This window comes from Bacillus sp. USDA818B3_A, assembly GCF_009928415.1.
Taxonomy (GTDB): Bacteria; Bacillota; Bacilli; order Bacillales; family Cytobacillaceae; genus Neobacillus.
In genome coordinates this window covers 36,955-56,883 of the sequence record NZ_JAABNN010000023.1, presented here as the reverse complement: position 1 = coordinate 56,883, position 19,929 = coordinate 36,955, and the positions used below count along the sequence as shown (strand labels likewise).

Genomic DNA, 19,929 nt, shown 5'->3' with positions numbered 1-19,929 from the left:
AGCATTATGTCAAACCAAGTTCGTGTAAGGTATGCTCCAAGTCCAACGGGACATTTACATATTGGAAACGCCCGTACTGCATTATTCAATTATTTATTTGCGCGAAATAAAGGCGGTAAATTCATTATCCGGATAGAAGACACGGATAAAAAACGAAATATTGCCGGCGGGGAAGAAAGCCAATTAAAATATTTAAAGTGGCTCGGAATGGATTGGGATGAAAGTGTGGATGTCGGTGGTGAATACGGTCCTTACCGCCAATCAGAAAGAAATCATATTTATGAAACTTATTATAAGCAATTACTAGAAACTGGCCATGCCTATAAATGTTATTGTACCGAAGAAGAACTGGAAGCAGAACGTGAAGCCCAGACAGAAAGAGGCGAAACACCCCACTATTCTGGTAAATGCCGTCACTTAACAGAAGAACAACGCCGTCAGTTTGAAGCTGAAGGCCGGGAGCCTAGTATCCGAATTGCCGTACCTGAAGGTAAAACCTATACATTTGATGATATGGTCAAAGGAAATGTATCGTTTGAATCAGAGGGTATGGGTGATTGGGTAATGGTGAAAAAGGATGGGACACCAACCTATAACTTTGCGGTTGCCATCGATGATCACTTAATGGAAATCAGTCATGTACTTCGCGGAGATGACCATATTTCAAACACGCCCAAGCAGTTAATGGTATATGAGGCATTAGGCTGGGAGCCGCCGGTATTTGGTCATATGACCCTGATTGTGAACGAGAGCCGGAAAAAGTTAAGTAAGCGTGATGAATCAATTATCCAATTTATTGAACAATATGAAGAATTGGGCTATCTTCCGGAGGCGTTATTTAACTTTATTACCCTTTTAGGCTGGTCACCTGCTGGGGAAGAAGAGCTATTTTCAAAAGAAGAATTTATTGAGCTCTTTGATGCCGACCGACTCTCAAAATCACCGGCACTATTTGATCAGCAAAAGTTAACATGGATGAACAACCAATATATGAAAAAGATTGAGGTTGACCGTTTATTAGAGCTGGCTCTGCCGCACCTTATTAAAGTGGGACGCCTAAGTGAGAGATTAACAGATGAGGAACATGAGTGGGCACGAGGCCTAGTGGCTCTTTTACAAGAAAAAATGAGCTTTGGTGCTGAAATCGTAGAATTATCCGATATGTTCTTCCAGGATGATGCCGTTTATGAAGAAGATACGAAGGAAATCTTAGCGGGTGAAACAGTCCCTGAAGTGTTAAAGGCATTTTCTCATGAACTTGACCAGCTGGAAGCTTTCCGGGCTGATGGAATTAAAGCAGCCATGAAGGCTGTCCAAAAATCAACCGGTCAAAAAGGGAAAAACCTGTTTATGCCGATTCGTGCGGCTGTAACAGGGCAAACACATGGTCCGGATTTGCCGCAGGCAATCGAATTATTAGGTAAAGCTAAGGTCCAAAACAGAATTAATAAAATTATTAGTTAACAATAAGGGAAAAATGTAATATAGTAATAGGAAAGAATTTTATAATTGATAAAGCGAAGAAGAGGAAAAGTAAAAGAATGATGCTTTAAAGAGAGAACCATCACCGGCTGTAAGTGGTTTAGGCCCCTCATTTTTTGAAATGCACCTCTGAGCCCCATTTCGAAAGGAGTCAACTCGAGTAGATATGGGCGGAGCCATCCGTTAACAAGTAGAGTGAGGTCATGTTTACCTGAACTTCCTATTAAGTGGGGAGTTTGTTTAATAGACCTAATCAGAGTGGAACCACGTATTTAAGCGTCTCTGTCGATTGCGACAGGGGCGTTTTTTATATATAGGGAGACAAAGGGGGAAGAGCGGTGTTCAAAAGGATGAAAGAGGACATTGAAGTTGTTTTTGAACAAGATCCGGCTGCGCGGAGCATTTTAGAAGTCGTTTTGACCTATTCAGGTGTGCATGCCATTTGGTCACATCGGATTGCACATGCACTCTTCAAGCGGAAATTATATTTCCCGGCCCGGGTGATTTCACAAGCAAGCCGTTTCTTTACTGGAATTGAAATACATCCAGGGGCAAAAATAGGCAGGAGATTTTTTATTGACCATGGTATGGGTGTTGTCATAGGGGAAACCTGTGAAATTGGGGATAATGTAACTATATACCAAGGTGTTACACTTGGCGGAACAGGGAAAGAAAAAGGAAAACGCCATCCGACCATTAAAGATAATGTTCTTATTGCTACAGGAGCAAAGGTACTTGGCTCAATCACGGTCGGTGAAAATTCAAAAATCGGCGGAGGTTCAGTTGTTTTAAAGGAAGTACCACCTAACTCAACAGTAGTCGGGATACCAGGCAGGGTGGTCATTCAAGATGGCGTCCGGATACCAACAGCAAAAGATTTAAACCATTGTGATCTTCCTGACCCAATCGCTGACCGCTTTCGTGAAATGGAAAGTGAAGTATATCAGTTAAGACAAGCGCTTCAAGAATTAAAAGATGAAAGGATAAAAGTAAATGGCCATTCAAATTTATAATACATTAACTAGGAAAAAAGAAACCTTTGTGCCTCTCGAAGAAGGCAAGGTAAAAATGTATGTCTGCGGTCCAACTGTCTATAATTATATTCATATAGGAAATGCCCGTCCGGCCATTGTATTTGATACAGTACGACGTTATCTGCAATACCGTGGTTATGATGTTAAATATGTTTCAAACTTCACAGATGTCGATGATAAATTAATTCGTGCGGCTAATCAGCTTGGGGAGGATGTTCCGACCATTGCAAACCGCTTTATCAATGCATACTTTGAAGATGTTTCGGCTTTAGGGTGCCAAAAGGCAGATGTTCATCCGCGGGTAATGGAAAATATGGACATTATTATTGATTTCATTAGCCAGTTAATAGAAAAGGGCTTTGCATATGAATCAGAAGGGGATGTTTACTTCCATACAAGAGGCTTTGATGAGTACGGAAAGCTTTCTCATCAATCTATTGATGACCTCCAAGTAGGGGCTAGAATTGAAGTAGGCAATAAAAAGGAAGATGATTTAGATTTTGCTCTTTGGAAAGCGGCAAAAGAAGGAGAAATTTATTGGGAGAGTCCTTGGGGACTTGGACGCCCTGGCTGGCATATTGAATGCTCAGCAATGGCGAAAAAGTATCTTGGTGATACAATTGATATCCATGCGGGCGGCCAGGATTTAACCTTCCCGCACCATGAAAATGAGATTGCTCAATCAGAAGCACTTTCAGGCAAACTATTTTCTAGGTATTGGATGCATAATGGGTATATCAATATCGACAATGAAAAAATGTCTAAGTCACTTGGAAACTTTGTCCTTGTGCATGACATTATCCAAAGACATAATCCGCAAGTATTAAGATTCTTTATGCTATCCGTCCATTATCGTAATCCAATTAATTATAGTGAGGAATTATTAGAAAGTACCAGAGCGGCGTTCGATCGTTTAACCACTTCTTATCAAAATTTACAGCACCGCAAAGAGGCAAGTACAGATTTAACCGACCATAATCAAGAGTGGCTGGATAAGATCAACCATCTTCATGACCAATTCATAGAGGCAATGGATGATGACTTTAATACAGCCTTGGCTATTTCTGTCCTATTTGAGTTATCCAAATTAGCGAATTATTATCTCTTGGAGAAAAATACAGCTGTAGAAGTCATTGAGGCCTTTACTGACAAGTTTGAAGAGTTATTCAGTGTATTGGGATTAACGCTGGGCAGCGAAGAAATGCTGGATGAAGATATTGATGCGTTAATCGAAAAGCGTAACCAGGCGCGAAGAGATCGGAACTTCCAATTGTCTGATCAAATTAGGGATCAATTAAAGGAAATGAATATTATATTAGAGGACACACCGCAAGGTACAAGGTGGAAAAGAGGCTGATTCATGCTTGATCATGAGAATAACGTTGATGCCAAACAATTGAATGGTCTTGCTCTTGCCTATATGGGAGATGCCGTTTTTGAATCTTATGTCAGGCGGCACCTCCTCTATAGCGGTAAGGTGAGGCCCCATCAATTGCACCGCACAGCGACAAGATATGTTTCCGCTAAAGCACAGTGCCGGATTCTATTTAGGTTTATGGATGAAAAACTTCTAAATGAAGAGGAGTCTGCAGTTGTTTTGCGCGGGCGCAATGCAAAATCGGGATCAGTTCCTAAAAATACAGATGTACAAACCTATCGCTATAGTACAGCATTTGAAGCATTAATCGGTTTTCTATTTTTAGAAGGAAGATTAGAACGGCTCGAGGAGTTAGTGGAAAAATCCTTTAATTATATCGAAACCGATAGTAACAGAGATTGAACTTTTTCGAAAGGAGGAGCATTAGATGAGTCAAGAATATATTGTTGGGAAAAATCCGGTTATAGAAGCACTTAAATCTGAGAGGGATATTAATAAAATATTAATAGCCGAAGGTTCGCAGCGGGGGCAGATGCAGCAGATTACACAATTGGCAAAGGAAGCAAATGTCCTTGTACAATTTGTTCCCAAAAAGAAGCTAGACCAAATTGCAGAAGAAAATCACCAGGGTGTGCTTGCCTATGTGGCTGCTTACCAATATGCAGAAATGGATGATTTGTTTGCTGCAGCGGAGAAGAAAAGTGAGGCACCTTTCTTTTTATTGCTGGATGAAATTGAGGATCCACATAACCTTGGATCAATCATGCGGACTGCTGATGCGGTCGGAGCACACGGGATTATCATCCCGAAGCGAAGGGCAGTGGGGTTAACAGCAACGGTTGCCAAAGCCTCTACGGGCGCAATTGAGTATATACCAGTTGTTCGGGTGACAAATATGGCCCGTACGATTGACGAATTGAAAGAGCGGGGCGTATGGATTGCCGGAACTGACGCGAAGGGGAAAGAGGATTATCGCCAAATGGATGGTGCCCTGCCGCTTGGCCTGGTAATAGGCAGTGAAGGAAAAGGAATGGGACGGTTAATCCGTGATAAGTGTGATTTTCTTATTCATTTACCGATGGTTGGCAAAGTAACCTCGTTGAATGCGTCTGTTGCTGCATCACTACTCATGTATGAGGTCTATCGCAAACGTCATCCGCTTGGCAGGTAAGATATGGACATCTTGATTGTCGACGGATACAACATAATTGGGACCTGGCCTGAACTAAAGGTATTAAAGGATCGAGATTTACCAGCAGCAAGGGATCGTTTGATTGAGAAAATGGCAGAGTATCAGGCCTTTTCCGGTTATCGGGTCATTGTTGTTTTCGATGCCTACTATGTACAAGGAATAGAGAAGAAATATAAAAACCATAAAGTAGAAGTGATCTTTACAAAGGAAAATGAAACGGCTGATGAACGAATTGAGAAAATGGCGATCAGTTTAAGTAATCGAAGAACGCAAATTCATGTGGCCACCTCTGATTTCACGGAGCAATGGGCTATTTTCGGACAAGGGGCATTGAGGAAATCCGCCCGGGAACTGTTAATTGAAATGTCCTCCATTGAAAAGGGGATAGAGAAAAAGGTTAAAAAAATCCAAGAAAAAAAACCATTCTCAAAAATACCGATTAGTGCAGAAATGGCAGAAATTTTTGAAAAATGGCGCAGAGGTAAAAAATGAGCCCTCGACTTCAAAATATTTCTAATGTATACTATTAATATCTATGCATGTTCGGTGGAGGGGATCTACTTGAGTACGGACTTCGGAACAAAGATTAACGAGCGTTTTTTCGTAATGGAAGATGAAGAAATTGTCGACTTGGTGCATCAAGGTGAAAGTGAAGCATTGGATTATTTAATTCACAAGTATCGTAATTTTGTACGTGCAAAAGCAAGATCCTATTTTTTAATTGGAGCAGATAAAGAAGATATTGTCCAGGAAGGAATGATTGGCTTATATAAGGCGATTCGTGATTTCCGTGAGGACAAGCTGACTTCTTTTAAAGCGTTTGCGGAACTCTGTATTACCCGTCAAATCATTACTGCCATTAAGACGGCCACACGGCAAAAGCATATTCCGTTAAATTCTTATGTTTCTTTGGACAAGCCTATATATGATGAAGAATCTGATCGAACCTTAATGGATGTTTTATCAGGTGCAAAGGTTTTGGATCCGGAAGAGCTAATTATCAATCAAGAAGAATTTGACCATATTGAAGTAAAAATGACCGAACTCTTAAGCGACTTAGAGCGTAAAGTATTGGCACTTTATTTAGACGGCCAATCCTATCAGGAGATTTCTGAAGAGCTGAATCGTCATGTGAAATCCATTGATAATGCCCTGCAGAGAGTAAAAAGGAAACTTGAACGCTATCTAGAGATTCGCGAGTTTTCATTGTAAGGATAATTTTTGGCAAAAATGTCAATATTATTAATCTGATTTAGAGGTTATTGACATAAAATAGGGGTCATGATACATTCTTAGTGAAATACGACATAATATTCAGGTGATCGATAATGAGTAAAAAAGTCATCCTAGCCTGTGTTGAGTGCGGCTCGAGAAATTATTCGACAGCCGGCAAGGAAACACAGACAGAACGATTAGAACTTAAAAAGTTTTGTAAGACTTGTGCAACCCATACGATGCACCGGGAAACAAAATAAAAATAGATACTAGAATTGCCTACTTGAGATTTTTGGGGGTTACGAAATAATGCAGCGCATAACGAAGTTCTTCAGTGATGTTTTTCGTGAAATGAGAAAAGTCAGCTGGCCCAAACGCAGCGAATTAGTACGTTCAACTGTTACAGTACTAACAACTGTAGTCTTTTTTGCAGCGTTTTTTGCCGTTTTAGATTTAGGAATTTCAAAATTGATTCGTTTAATTCTTGAATAATAAGCCAGCATTCATGGTATAATGGAAAATAATAAAGGAATTTTTATCTAAAAGCCCGTATAAACGGGTTTTTTAATTTGTCTTGAAAAGCGCAAGGGAATGGGTTAAAAGCCATAGATTGCAGAACAAGGGGTTAAAATTTCTACAAAAATGAGGGAGGGACGGACGATCTAGTCCTCTTAAATGGAAAAGAATTGGTATGTTGTTCATACTTACTCTGGCTATGAAAATAAAGTAAAAGCCAATTTAGAAAAAAGGGTAGAATCAATGGGCATGTCGGATAAAATATTCCGTGTGGTTGTACCTGAAGAAGAAGAAACAGAAATCAAAAACGGAAAAACGAAGGTTGTTAAACGAAAGGTTTTTCCTGGTTATGTATTAGTTGAACTAGTCATGACTGATGACTCTTGGTATGTTGTACGTAACACGCCGGGGGTAACGGGATTTGTCGGCTCTGCCGGTTCCGGTTCAAAACCGACGCCATTACTTCCTGAAGAAGTAACTGTTTTACTTAAACGTATGGGCGTGGAAGAAAAACGAGTGGACGTCGATTATGAAATTGGTGAAACTGTCCGCGTTAAAGAAGGTCCTTTTGCCAACTTTACAGGATCTGTTGAAGAAATGGATAAAGACCGCGCCAAACTTAAAGTACTTGTTAATATGTTTGGTCGTGACACCCCGGTGGAACTAGATTTTACACAAATTGATAAGCTATAAATAATTAAAAGTGAAAGAAAAATAATCAGATATTGTAAAAAAACTTGAAATCATATTTAAAAAATGTTAATATTTCATAGGTCAGTATGTCTCCAATGTGAGACAAGACTAATGTTTTAAGTTCTTTATGATTTTTATATAAAGACATATGATGAGTGGGAGGGTCTAAAGTAGTCCCTATTACCACATCACGGACTTTAAGGAGGTGTGTCTCGTGGCTAAAAAAGTAATTAAAGTCGTTAAATTACAAATTCCTGCTGGTAAAGCAAACCCAGCGCCACCAGTTGGTCCTGCACTAGGTCAAGCAGGTGTTAATATCATGGGATTCTGTAAGGAATTTAACGCTCGTACAGCAGATCAAGCTGGATTAATCATTCCTGTTGAAATTACGGTATTTGAAGACCGTTCATTTACATTTATTACGAAAACTCCTCCTGCTGCCGTTCTTTTAAAAGTAGCAGCTGGAATTCAGTCTGGTTCAGGTGAACCAAACCGTAATAAAGTAGCAACAGTAAAGCGTGATAAAGTACGCGAGATTGCGGAACAAAAAATGCCTGACCTGAACGCGGCTAGCGTTGAAGCAGCAATGCGCATGGTTGAAGGTACTGCACGCAGCATGGGTATCGTTATCGAAGACTAATCCATGTAACTATTGCTTAGTGTAATGATAAGGTTGCGACGTTTAAATGTACTCGCAACCTTTGTTCTGTCTAGCTGCGGCGTCTAGCCCCAAAGGTCATATGCCAGTCGGGGCGGTTAAGGCGCCTCCGCTATTCAGAGTGGGAGAATAATTCGCTAAAACCACAATCTAGGAGGAAATAAAAATGGCTAAAAAAGGTAAAAAGTATTTAGAAGCTGCAAAGCTTGTAGATAGCTTAAAAGCATACCCAATTGCAGAAGCAATTGATCTTGCTAAGAAAACAAACTTCACTAAATTTGATGCGACTCTTGAAGTAGCATTCCGTTTAGGCGTAGATCCTAAGAAAGCTGACCAACAAATCCGTGGTGCAGTTGTGCTTCCAAACGGAACTGGTAAAACTCAACGCGTATTAGTATTCGCTAAGGGTGAAAAAGTGAAAGAAGCAGAAGCAGCTGGCGCTGATTATGTTGGAGATTCTGAATACATCAACAAAATCCAACAAGGTTGGTTTGATTTTGATGTAATCGTAGCAACTCCAGACATGATGGGTGAAGTTGGTAAACTTGGTCGTACATTAGGACCTAAAGGCTTAATGCCAAACCCTAAAACTGGTACAGTTACATTTGATGTAACAAGAGCCATCAATGAAATCAAAGCTGGTAAAGTTGAATACCGTGTTGATAAGTCTGGTAACATTCATGTTCCTATCGGTAAATCATCTTTCGAAAACGAAAAGCTTGTTGAAAACTTCAACACTATTTTCGAAACTATGTTAAAAGCAAAACCATCAGCTGCAAAAGGTACTTACATGAAGAACGTAACTGTTTCTTCTACAATGGGACCTGGTGTAAAAGTAGATCCTTCTACTGCTGCGGCGAAGTAATTTATTACCAATTGACAATCTAGAGTATATTTTATATAATCTATTTTGTTGTTTAAAATAAAACATTTGTACTGTAGACAGCAGGTGCTTTAATGCTTAATTTCCTGCCGAGGTAGAGCGAATAGATTAAGCTGATTATTCAGCTTTTGAATGCTGCCTCCATGTCTTGCTCGATATGGAGGCATTTACTTGCCTGGTATAAATGTAGATATTCTACAGGAGGTGTAAAGATGAGCAGTGTAATCGAAGTAAAAAAACAATTAGTAGACGAAATTACTGATAAGTTAAAAGCGAGTGTTTCAACTGTCGTTGTTGATTATCGTGGTCTTACAGTTGCAGAAGTAACTGAACTTCGTAAACAACTTCGTGAAGCAGGCGTAGAATTTAAAGTTTACAAAAACTCTATGGTACGCCGTGCAGCTGATGCAGCTGAACTTTCTAGCTTAAACGAAGCATTAACAGGTCCGAATGCAATTGCATTCAGTACTGAAGATGTAGTAGCACCAGCTAAAATCTTGAATGATTTTGCTAAAAAGCACGAGGCGCTTGAACTTAAAGCGGGTGTAATCGAAGGTAACGTAGCAACTGCTGAAGAAATCAAAGCTCTTGCTGATCTACCATCACGCGAAGGCTTGCTTTCTATGCTACTCAGCGTACTACAAGCTCCAATTCGCAATCTTGCTCTTGCTGCAAAAGCAGTGGCAGATCAAAAAGAAGAACAAGGCGCGTAAGTTAATACTAACAGCCTAAAAAAATAAATCGTAACCAAATTTAAGGAGGAAACTTAATCATGACTAAAGAACAAATCATTGAAGCAGTTAAAACTATGACTGTTTTAGAACTTAACGATCTTGTAAAAGCAATCGAAGAAGAATTCGGCGTAACTGCTGCAGCTCCTGTAGCTGTTGTTGGTGGAGCTGGTGCAGCTGCTGCTGAAGAAAAAACAGAATTCGACGTAATTCTAGCTGGCGCTGGAGACCAAAAAATCAAGGTTATCAAAGTTGTTCGTGAAATCACTGGTCTTGGTCTTAAAGAAGCAAAAGATCTTGTTGACAACACTCCAAAAGCACTTAAAGAAGGTATTGCTAAAGAAGAAGCTGAAGCAATCAAAGCTAAGCTTGATGAAGTTGGAGCTAACGTTGAAGTTAAGTAATTTTACTATAAAAAAGCTCGCTGCATAAGCGGGCTTTTTTTGGCTATTTTAAAAGCGGAGGCGGCTATTTAATTAGTTGCGCGAGCTAGTAGCTCCCAATTTTTCAAGGTATTCAAACATAGGGCGAAAACGAGCTATTCCTCACTTTTCTTCATAATAATGATCTCCGGAGGTGAGTCTATTGTCCGAACACTACTATACTCGATCTCAAAAAGTTGAAAGTGATCCGAAGTATTGGGATTTTCCATTACGGAATCACTCATTTCGCTTCAAGACCGATAACGGTGTATTTTCAAAACGAGAAGTAGATTTTGGCTCACGTTTACTCATAGAGTCTTTTATAATGCCAGACGTTGAAGGGCATGTTCTAGATGTGGGCTGTGGCTATGGACCGATTGGTTTATCAATTGCTAAAGATTTTGGTAACCGTATAGTACATATGATCGATGTAAATCAGCGGGCCATCGAGTTAGCGAAAGAAAATGCCTCAATCAATCATATTACAAATGTCGATATTTATGAGAGTGACCGTTTGTTAAATGTGAAAGGTGATCATTTCGCAGCTGTATTAACAAATCCGCCGATCAGGGCCGGTAAACAAACAGTACATGATATTTTTGAACAAAGCTATCAGCATCTTGTTTCAAGTGGCGAGTTATGGGTCGTTATCCAAAAGAAACAAGGAGCTCCGTCTGCGCTTGAAAAATTAACAACCCTATTTTCCAATGTCGAGACTGTCGATAAATCCAAAGGTTATTTTATTTTTAAAGCAACAAAGTAGTTGACTCGCATTTGTCGTTGTGGTAGCATTATAAAATGCCATCATAATAATTTCCGAATTATTCCTTAAAAAATACTTATTTTTAAGTATAAAAACGGCATAAGAAGGAAATGATGACAAAATAATAATCAAAATGTGAAAATGTGGTTTTTGAGTAAAAAACCCTTTTTCTTTTTGTCTAATTGGCAGCTCCTATGGTTCTGCTATTAGACGTAATAGATTTATTAAAAAACGCTTGATTTGAGGGGTGAATCAGTTGACAGGTCAACTAGTTCAGTATGGACGACACCGCCAACGTAGAAGTTACGCACGAATCAGTGAAGTATTAGAATTACCAAATCTCATTGAAATCCAAACCTCTTCTTATCAATGGTTCTTGGATGAGGGATTACGTGAAATGTTTCAGGATATTTCACCAATTGAGGACTTTACTGGTAACCTATCACTGGAATTTATTGATTACAGCCTTGGCGATCCAAAGTATTCTGTAGAAGAATCTAAAGAACGGGACGTTACATATTCTGCTCCGTTACGTGTAAAAGTACGTCTTGTAAACAAAGAAACTGGTGAAGTAAAAGACCAAGATGTATTTATGGGTGATTTCCCGCTAATGACAGAAACAGGTACATTTGTCATTAATGGGGCAGAACGCGTTATTGTATCACAGTTAGTGCGTTCACCGAGCGTTTACTTTAGTGGAAAACTAGATAAAAATGGCAAGAAGGGTTTTACTGCCACAGTAATTCCGAACCGCGGCGCTTGGCTGGAGTATGAAACAGATGCCAAAGATGTGGTTTATGTAAGAATAGATCGTACTCGGAAACTGCCCGTTACGGTTCTTTTGCGTGCATTAGGCTTCGGCTCTGATCAGGAAATCATTGAATTGGTTGGAGATAACGAGTACATCCGCAATACCCTTGAGAAGGACAATACAGAGGGTGTTGACAAAGCACTATTAGAGATCTATGAGCGTCTTCGTCCAGGCGAACCGCCTACTGTAGATAATGCTAAGAGTTTATTAGTGTCTCGTTTCTTTGATCCTAAGCGTTATGATCTTGCAAACGTTGGTCGTTACAAGATTAATAAAAAGCTTCATATTAAGAATCGCTTATTCAATCAACGGTTAGCGGAAACGCTGGCTGATCCGGAAACAGGAGAAATTATTGCTGAAAAAGGAACTCTACTTGATAGACGAAACCTAGACAGAATTATTCCTGCACTTGAAAAAAATATTAATTTCAGAGGCCATAATCCTGTTGGCGGTGTAGTAGAGGAAGAGATTATCCTTCAAGGCATTAAGATTTATGCACCAGGTGATGAAAATGAAAAAGTAATTAATGTACTTGGCAATGCTTATGTAGAAGAGCCAATTAAAAATATTACACCGGCTGATATCATTGCATCGATTAGCTACTTCTTCAATTTATTGCACGGAGTAGGTGATACAGATGATATCGACCACTTAGGTAACAGACGTCTTCGCTCTGTAGGTGAATTATTGCAGAACCAATTCCGGATTGGGTTATCCCGGATGGAACGTGTTGTTCGTGAGAGAATGTCCATTCAAGACACTGCAACCATTACACCACAGCAATTAATTAATATTCGTCCTGTGATTGCATCTATTAAAGAGTTCTTCGGCAGCTCGCAATTATCACAGTTCATGGACCAAACTAACCCGCTTGCTGAATTAACACACAAGCGCCGTCTATCTGCATTAGGACCTGGTGGTTTAACACGTGAACGTGCAGGGATGGAAGTACGTGACGTACACTACTCTCACTACGGTCGTATGTGTCCAATTGAAACGCCAGAGGGTCCAAACATCGGTTTGATTAACTCCTTGTCATCCTATGCAAAGGTCAACCGCTTTGGTTTTATTGAAACACCATATCGCCGTGTTGATCCAGATACAGGCAAGGTGACTAGCCGAATTGATTACCTGACAGCGGATGAAGAGGATCTCTATGTAGTGGCACAGGCGAACTCTCGCCTTGGTGATGACGGTGCCTTCCTCGATGAAGAGGTAGTAGCTCGTTTCCGCGGTGAGAACACAGTTGTAAAACGTGAACGAATCGACTACATGGACGTATCACCAAAACAGGTAGTATCAGCAGCAACAGCGTGTATTCCGTTCCTAGAAAATGATGACTCAAACCGTGCCTTGATGGGTGCGAACATGCAGCGTCAAGCTGTGCCTTTAATGCAGCCAGAGGCACCTAGGGTTGGAACTGGTATGGAATATGTATCAGGAAAAGACTCAGGGGCAGCTGTTATTTGTAAAGAAGAAGGTATTGTCGAGCATGTTGAGGCACGTGAGGTATGGGTTCGTGCAATCAAAGAAGTAGATGGCCAAGAAGTTAAGGGCGATCTTAGAAAATATCGTTTATTGAAATTCATCCGTTCTAACCAAGGTACTTGTTATAACCAGCGTCCAATCGTAGCCGTTGGCAACCGTGTGAAAAAGGGTGAAATTTTAGCAGACGGTCCGTCCATGGAATTAGGAGAGCTTGCACTAGGACGTAATGTTCTCGTAGCCTTCATGACATGGGATGGATATAACTATGAAGATGCCATTATTATGAGCGAACGTCTTGTAAAAGATGATGTCTATACTTCTATTCATATTGAAGAATATGAATCAGAATCTCGTGATACAAAATTAGGACCTGAGGAAATTACCCGTGATATTCCAAACGTAGGGGAAGATGCTCTGCGTAATTTGGATGAACGTGGAATTATCCGTACAGGTGCGGAAGTAAAAGATGGTGACTTGCTTGTTGGTAAAGTAACGCCAAAAGGTGTAACTGAGTTAACAGCTGAAGAACGTCTTCTCCATGCGATTTTTGGTGAAAAAGCTCGTGAAGTCCGAGATACATCACTAAGAGTCCCACACGGCGGCGGCGGTATCGTTCATGATGTCAAAGTCTTTAATCGTGAAGATGGCGATGAACTGCCACCAGGTGTAAATCAACTGGTTCGTGTTTATATCGTTCAAAAACGTAAGATCCACCAAGGTGATAAGATGGCCGGCCGTCACGGTAACAAAGGGGTTATATCACGGATTCTTCCAGAAGAAGATATGCCTTACTTACCAGACGGTACACCAGTAGATATCATGTTAAACCCATTAGGGGTACCATCTCGTATGAATATCGGTCAGGTACTTGAGCTCCATTTAGGTATGGCAGCAAGATACCTTAACATTCATGTGGCAACACCAGTATTTGACGGTGCGCGTGAAGAAGATGTTTGGGGTACGATTGAAGAAGCAGGTATGGCTCGTGATGCCAAAACTGTTCTGTACGATGGCCGTTCAGGAGAACCGTTTGATAATCGTGTATCAGTCGGTGTCATGTATATGATTAAACTGGCACACATGGTTGATGATAAACTCCATGCCCGTTCGACAGGACCATACTCACTTGTTACGCAGCAGCCACTTGGCGGTAAAGCGCAATTTGGCGGTCAGCGTTTTGGTGAGATGGAGGTTTGGGCGCTTGAAGCGTACGGTGCAGCCTATACACTTCAAGAAATCTTAACCGTTAAATCTGACGACGTAGTTGGTCGTGTGAAAACATATGAGGCAATTGTAAAAGGTGAAAATGTTCCGGAGCCGGGTGTTCCTGAATCATTTAAAGTATTAATTAAAGAACTTCAAAGCTTAGGTATGGATGTAAAAATTCTTTCTGGTGATGAAAAAGAAATTGAAATGCGCGATACGGAAGATGAGGAAGACTTACAGCAAGTTGACACATTGAACATCGTGCCTGAAACTGCAAACTTTGAATCTGAAAAAGTTGGCTCTAAAGAGTAATTATTTAAACTGTGGCGCACGCAGTGCCGTGCGCTCGGTTTTCATGGGCAATAAGGGTAAAGCCTAGATACTTTAAAGGGAGGTAGGCCCCTTGCTGGACGTTAATAATTTTGAGTATATGAAAATTGGTCTTGCTTCACCGGATAAAATCCGTTCATGGTCATTCGGAGAAGTAAAGAAGCCAGAAACCATTAACTATCGTACGTTAAAACCTGAAAAAGACGGCTTATTCTGCGAGCGGATCTTTGGTCCAACAAAGGACTGGGAATGTCACTGTGGAAAATATAAGCGTGTCCGATATAAGGGCGTTGTTTGTGACCGTTGCGGAGTTGAAGTAACACGTGCAAAAGTTCGTCGTGAGCGTATGGGTCACATCGAATTAGCAGCACCTGTTTCACATATTTGGTATTTTAAAGGAATTCCTAGCCGAATGGGTCTTGTTTTAGACATGTCCCCTCGTGCATTAGAAGAAGTGATTTACTTTGCTTCGTATGTGGTGACAGAAACAGGTGATACACCACTTGATAAAAAACATCTTTTATCTGAGAAAGAATACCGTGCCTATCGCGAAAAGTATGGAAACAAATTCCAAGCTGCTATGGGCGCAGAAGCGATTAAAAAGCTTCTTTCTGATATCGACTTAAATAAAGAAGTAGACATCTTGAAGGAAGAACTTAAAACAGCTCAAGGGCAGCGCCGTACACGTGCGATTAAGCGTCTTGAAGTGTTGGAGGCTTTCCGTAATTCAGGAAATGAACCATCATGGATGATCCTTGATGTACTTCCAGTTATTCCACCGGAACTTCGTCCGATGGTTCAATTGGATGGCGGGCGCTTTGCAACATCTGACTTAAACGATTTGTATCGTCGAGTTATTAACCGTAATAATCGCTTAAAGCGTTTATTAGATCTTGGTGCTCCTAGCATTATCGTTCAGAATGAAAAGCGTATGCTACAAGAAGCAGTGGATGCTTTAATTGATAACGGACGCCGCGGCCGACCAGTTACTGGTCCTGGTAACCGTCCTTTAAAATCACTTTCTCATATGCTTAAAGGTAAACAAGGACGTTTCCGTCAAAACTTACTAGGTAAACGTGTTGACTATTCTGGCCGTTCCGTAATCGTTGTAGGTCCAAACCTAAAAATGTATCAATGTGGTCTTCCAAGAGAGATGGCTCTAGAGCTCTTTAAGCCATTTGTAATGAAGGAGCTAGTTGAAAAAGGTTTAGCACACAACATTAAATCAGCTAAACGTAAAATTGAACGTGTATCTCCAGATGTCTGGGATGTACTAGAAGACGTAATTAAGGAGCACCCAGTTTTACTTAACCGTGCCCCTACATTGCATAGATTAGGTATTCAGGCATTTGAACCAACACTTGTAGAAGGACGGGCAATTCGTCTGCATCCACTAGTATGTACGGCATACAATGCCGACTTCGACGGTGACCAAATGGCTGTTCACGTACCATTATCATCTGAAGCGCAAGCAGAAGCTCGTCTATTGATGCTAGCTGCTCAAAATATCTTGAACCCTAAAGATGGTAAGCCAGTTGTTACCCCGTCTCAGGATATGGTATTAGGTAACTATTACTTAACGCTAGAACGTGAAGGTACAGTTGGTGAAGGGATGGTATTCAAAGATACAAGTGAAGCGATCCTTGCCTATCAGAACGGTTATGTTCACTATCATACACGTGTCGCTGTTCATGCTGGATCATTAGGAAATGAAACGTTTACAGAAGAACAAAATAATAAGTTGCTAATTTCAACGGTTGGTAAACTTATTTTTAATGAAATTCTTCCAAAATCATTCCCATATATTAATGAACCAACCAGACATAATTTAGAGGTCGAAACACCTGCAAAGTATTTTATTGAAAAAGGTGAAGACGTAAAAGCTAGAATTAAAGAAATGCCGTTGATTGATCCATTTAAAAAGAAAATTCTTGGAAATATCATTGCTGAGGTCTTTAAACGATTCAAAATTACCGAAACATCAAAAATGCTTGACCGCATGAAGGATTTAGGTTTCAAGCATTCAACTAAAGCTGGTTTAACAGTTGGTGTGGCCGATATTGTCGTACTTCCTGAAAAACCGCAAATTCTCCATGAAGCTCAAGAAAAAGTTGATAACGTATTGAAGCAATTCAGACGTGGTCTTATTACTGAAGATGAACGTTATGACCGTGTCATTGCAATCTGGAGTGCGGCGAAAGACACCATTCAAGGAAAACTAATGAAGTCCTTGAATAAAACGAACCCAATCTTTATGATGAGTGATTCCGGTGCCCGTGGTAACGCCTCTAACTTCACGCAGCTTGCTGGTATGCGTGGACTGATGGCCAACCCGGCTGGACGTATCATTGAGTTACCGATTAAATCAAGTTTCCGTGAAGGTTTAACCGTATTAGAGTACTTTATCTCGACTCACGGTGCTCGTAAAGGTCTTGCGGATACAGCCCTTAAAACAGCTGACTCTGGTTACTTAACACGTCGTCTAGTTGACGTAGCCCAAGACGTTATCGTTCGTGAAGATGATTGCGGAACTGACCGCGGCTTCCTAATTAGTGCCCTAAAAGATGGAACTGAAACCATCGAAGGTCTAGATGAACGTCTGATCGGCCGTTACGCTCGTACACCAATTAGACATCCTGAAACAAAAGAAGTCCTTGTTCCTGAAAATGGCTTGATTACAGAGGACTTAGCTGAAGTAATCGTTAATGCAGGAATTGAAGAAGTGAAAATTAGATCGGCCTTTACATGTAATACCCGTCATGGTGTATGTAAGAAGTGTTATGGCCGCAACCTGGCAACAGGTCAAGAGGTCGAAGTGGGCGAAGCAGTAGGTATTATCGCTGCCCAATCCATCGGTGAGCCAGGAACACAGTTAACGATGCGTACATTCCATACCGGTGGGGTTGCCGGCGACGATATTACCCAAGGTTTACCGCGTATCCAAGAGATCTTCGAAGCGCGTAATCCGAAAGGTCAAGCAGTTATCTCTGAAATCGATGGTGTGGTTGTAGGTATTAATGAAGGCCGTGACCGCCAGCATGAAATCGTGGTTCAAGGTGAAGTAGAATCCCGTACTTACAATGCTCCATATACTGCACGTTTAAAGGTAGCTATCAATGACCAAGTTGCCCGTGGTCAAGAATTAACTGAAGGTTCAATTGACCCGAAAGAGTTAATCAAAGTAAAAGACGTTACATCTGTTCAAGAATACCTGTTGCGTGAGGTACAGAAGGTTTACCGTATGCAAGGGGTTGAAATTGGCGATAAACACGTCGAGGTAATGGTTCGTCAGATGCTGCGTAAAATACGCGTCAGCGATGCGGGGGAAACAGATGTACTTCCAGGTACACTTCTTGATATTCATCAGTTTACTGATGCAAACGAGAAGGCATTACTTGAAGGTAAACTGCCTGCAACGGGACGTCCGGTCTTACTTGGTATCACCAAAGCATCACTTGAAACTGATTCATTCTTGTCTGCAGCATCATTCCAAGAAACAACAAGAGTTCTTACTGATGCCGCGATCAAGGGTAAGCGTGATGAGTTACTTGGCTTGAAAGAAAATGTTATCATCGGTAAACTTGTGCCTGCTGGTACAGGAATGCCGCGTTACCGTAAAGCAGAGCCAGTACTGCGTGATACAACTTCCGAAGAAACCGTTGCAATTGATTAAATAAACTATGGTACCTGCATCTTTGCAGGTACCGTATTTATGAAAATATTTACCAAATGAATTATTGAATAAAAAATATAGAACTATAGTTGACATCTTTTTGGTAAGATGATACTATATCAAAGGTGCTCCTATTAACGGATACTTTGGAGGATGTACTTTATGTCTTATGAAAAAGTATTAAAAGCACACACAATTGTTATAGGTACTAAACAAACAGTGAAAGCACTGAAAGAAGGAAATGTACAAGAACTTCTCGTTGCAAGCGACGCTGATCAAAAGTTGACAGCAAAGGTCGTTCAAGAAGCGAATTTGATACAGATCCCTGTCCACTATGTTGATTCGATGAAAAAACTCGGAAAAGTATGTGGGATAGATGTTGGTGCAACAACTGTTGCGATTATTCGTTAAAAACTGTTTTTGTAGATAGATTAATCTGCAAGAACTTTGTTTTTTGCAAAAAAATGAACCACCTGGATGTGTGGGTTTACAAATAACGAAGGGAGGAAAAAATCATGCCTACTATTAACCAATTAGTGCGCAAGCCTCGTCAAACAAAAGAGGAAAAATCAAAGTCACCAGCACTTAATAAAGGTTACAACAGCTTCAAGAAATCTCAAACAAATGTATCTTCACCACAAAAACGCGGTGTATGTACTCGTGTTGGTACAATGACTCCAAAGAAACCAAACTCAGCGTTACGTAAATATGCTCGTGTACGTTTGACAAATGGTATCGAGGTGACTGCATACATTCCTGGTATCGGCCACAACCTTCAAGAGCACAGTGTTGTTCTTATCCGCGGAGGACGTGTAAAGGACTTACCGGGGGTACGTTATCACATCGTACGTGGAGCGCTTGATACAGCTGGTGTAAACAACCGTATGCAAGGTCGTTCTAAATATGGTACTAAGAGACCAAAAGCAGCTAAGAAATAATCATACTAAATAGAAGCTTTGTTGAAAGGAGGAAATATAATGCCACGTAAAGGTCCTGTAGCAAAAAGAGACGTGTTACCTGATCCACTTTATAATTCTAAATTAGTTACCCGTCTTATCAATAAAATGATGATCGATGGTAAAAGAGGTAAATCTCAAGAAATTCTTTATTCTGCGTTCGATACAATTCGCGAACGTACTGGCAAAGAGCCGATGGAAACTTTTGAAGCAGCTATGAAAAACATCATGCCTGTATTAGAAGTTAGAGCTCGCCGTGTAGGTGGTGCGAACTACCAAGTACCAGTTGAGGTGCGCCCTGACCGCCGTACAACTTTAGGTCTTCGCTGGTTAGTGAACTATGCGCGTCTTCGCGGTGAAAAAACGATGGAAGAGCGTTTAGCAAACGAAATCATGGATGCAGCTAACAACACTGGTGCATCTGTTAAGAAACGTGAAGATACACACAAAATGGCAGAAGCAAACAAAGCGTTTGCTCACTATCGTTGGTAATTTAAC

At 40.7% G+C, this 19,929-nt stretch carries 20 protein-coding genes and 2 other annotated features; all 20 genes read left to right on the top strand.

What is annotated here, in order from left to right; translation table 11 throughout:
• The first annotated feature begins 6 nt into the window (after positions 1-6).
• Entirely contained in the window at positions 7-1,464 is a 1,458-nt protein-coding gene (gene gltX / locus GXK58_RS23405) for a glutamate--tRNA ligase (protein ID WP_160725592.1), read from the top strand.
• Positions 1,465-1,511: 47 nt separating this feature from the next.
• Positions 1,512-1,769, top strand: a binding site (T-box leader).
• 63 nt (positions 1,770-1,832) lie between these two features.
• Positions 1,833-2,495 carry a serine O-acetyltransferase gene (gene cysE / locus GXK58_RS23400; protein ID WP_202171442.1) on the top strand — a complete coding sequence of 221 codons (663 nt, stop codon included), beginning with the start codon at positions 1,833-1,835 and terminating at the stop codon, positions 2,493-2,495.
• On the top strand, positions 2,476-3,873 hold the full coding sequence (gene cysS / locus GXK58_RS23395) for a cysteine--tRNA ligase (RefSeq protein ID WP_160725590.1): 1,398 nt from the start codon (positions 2,476-2,478) through the stop codon (positions 3,871-3,873). The genes cysE and cysS overlap by 20 nt, the downstream gene beginning before the upstream one ends.
• A 3-nt stretch (positions 3,874-3,876) precedes the next feature.
• The gene (locus tag GXK58_RS23390) at positions 3,877-4,296 is read left to right on the top strand and encodes a Mini-ribonuclease 3 (protein ID WP_160725589.1); all 420 of its coding nucleotides are present in this window, start codon (positions 3,877-3,879) and stop codon (positions 4,294-4,296) included.
• Positions 4,297-4,321: 25 nt separating this feature from the next.
• Complete coding sequence (gene rlmB, locus GXK58_RS23385) at positions 4,322-5,065, top strand: 23S rRNA (guanosine(2251)-2'-O)-methyltransferase RlmB (RefSeq protein WP_160725588.1); 744 nt, start codon at positions 4,322-4,324, stop codon at positions 5,063-5,065.
• 3 nt (positions 5,066-5,068) lie between these two features.
• Positions 5,069-5,578, top strand: coding sequence for an NYN domain-containing protein (locus tag GXK58_RS23380; RefSeq protein ID WP_160725587.1), 510 nt, complete (start codon positions 5,069-5,071; stop codon positions 5,576-5,578).
• A gap of 69 nt (positions 5,579-5,647) precedes the next feature.
• Complete coding sequence (gene sigH / locus GXK58_RS23375; RefSeq protein WP_160725586.1) at positions 5,648-6,298, top strand: RNA polymerase sporulation sigma factor SigH; 651 nt, start codon at positions 5,648-5,650, stop codon at positions 6,296-6,298.
• A gap of 116 nt (positions 6,299-6,414) precedes the next feature.
• Complete coding sequence (rpmG, locus tag GXK58_RS23370; protein ID WP_160725585.1) at positions 6,415-6,561, top strand: 50S ribosomal protein L33; 147 nt, start codon at positions 6,415-6,417, stop codon at positions 6,559-6,561.
• Between the two features lie 49 nt (positions 6,562-6,610).
• Positions 6,611-6,793, top strand: a complete 183-nt coding sequence (secE, locus tag GXK58_RS23365; protein WP_101645921.1) for a preprotein translocase subunit SecE — start codon at positions 6,611-6,613, stop codon at positions 6,791-6,793.
• A gap of 183 nt (positions 6,794-6,976) precedes the next feature.
• Entirely contained in the window at positions 6,977-7,510 is a 534-nt protein-coding gene (gene nusG / locus GXK58_RS23360; protein WP_160725584.1) for a transcription termination/antitermination protein NusG, read from the top strand.
• A 214-nt stretch (positions 7,511-7,724) separates the two neighbouring features.
• Positions 7,725-8,150 (top strand): 50S ribosomal protein L11, encoded by a 426-nt coding sequence (gene rplK / locus GXK58_RS23355; protein ID WP_141561102.1) that lies wholly within the window; start codon positions 7,725-7,727, stop codon positions 8,148-8,150.
• A gap of 184 nt (positions 8,151-8,334) precedes the next feature.
• A complete protein-coding gene (gene rplA / locus GXK58_RS23350; protein ID WP_160725583.1) occupies positions 8,335-9,033 on the top strand; it encodes a 50S ribosomal protein L1 in 699 nt (232 codons plus the stop codon).
• A gap of 53 nt (positions 9,034-9,086) precedes the next feature.
• Positions 9,087-9,230: a sequence feature (ribosomal protein L10 leader region), on the top strand.
• Between the two features lie 33 nt (positions 9,231-9,263).
• Positions 9,264-9,764: a 50S ribosomal protein L10 gene (rplJ, locus tag GXK58_RS23345; RefSeq protein ID WP_160725582.1), complete on the top strand. Its 501-nt coding sequence runs from the start codon at positions 9,264-9,266 to the stop codon at positions 9,762-9,764.
• Positions 9,765-9,823: 59 nt separating this feature from the next.
• The gene (gene rplL / locus GXK58_RS23340) at positions 9,824-10,186 is read left to right on the top strand and encodes a 50S ribosomal protein L7/L12 (protein ID WP_160725581.1); all 363 of its coding nucleotides are present in this window, start codon (positions 9,824-9,826) and stop codon (positions 10,184-10,186) included.
• Between the two features lie 181 nt (positions 10,187-10,367).
• Positions 10,368-10,967, top strand: a complete 600-nt coding sequence (locus GXK58_RS23335; protein WP_160725580.1) for a class I SAM-dependent methyltransferase — start codon at positions 10,368-10,370, stop codon at positions 10,965-10,967.
• Between the two features lie 256 nt (positions 10,968-11,223).
• The gene (gene rpoB, locus GXK58_RS23330; RefSeq protein ID WP_160725579.1) at positions 11,224-14,784 is read left to right on the top strand and encodes a DNA-directed RNA polymerase subunit beta; all 3,561 of its coding nucleotides are present in this window, start codon (positions 11,224-11,226) and stop codon (positions 14,782-14,784) included.
• A 91-nt stretch (positions 14,785-14,875) separates the two neighbouring features.
• Positions 14,876-18,475, top strand: a complete 3,600-nt coding sequence (rpoC, locus tag GXK58_RS23325; protein ID WP_160725578.1) for a DNA-directed RNA polymerase subunit beta' — start codon at positions 14,876-14,878, stop codon at positions 18,473-18,475.
• Positions 18,476-18,637: 162 nt separating this feature from the next.
• Positions 18,638-18,886 carry a 50S ribosomal protein L7ae-like protein gene (locus GXK58_RS23320; protein WP_160725577.1) on the top strand — a complete coding sequence of 83 codons (249 nt, stop codon included), beginning with the start codon at positions 18,638-18,640 and terminating at the stop codon, positions 18,884-18,886.
• Between the two features lie 104 nt (positions 18,887-18,990).
• Positions 18,991-19,413, top strand: a complete 423-nt coding sequence (rpsL, locus tag GXK58_RS23315) for a 30S ribosomal protein S12 (protein ID WP_027322663.1) — start codon at positions 18,991-18,993, stop codon at positions 19,411-19,413.
• Between the two features lie 39 nt (positions 19,414-19,452).
• A complete protein-coding gene (gene rpsG, locus GXK58_RS23310) occupies positions 19,453-19,923 on the top strand; it encodes a 30S ribosomal protein S7 (protein ID WP_160725576.1) in 471 nt (156 codons plus the stop codon).
• Positions 19,924-19,929: the final 6 nt, after the last annotated feature.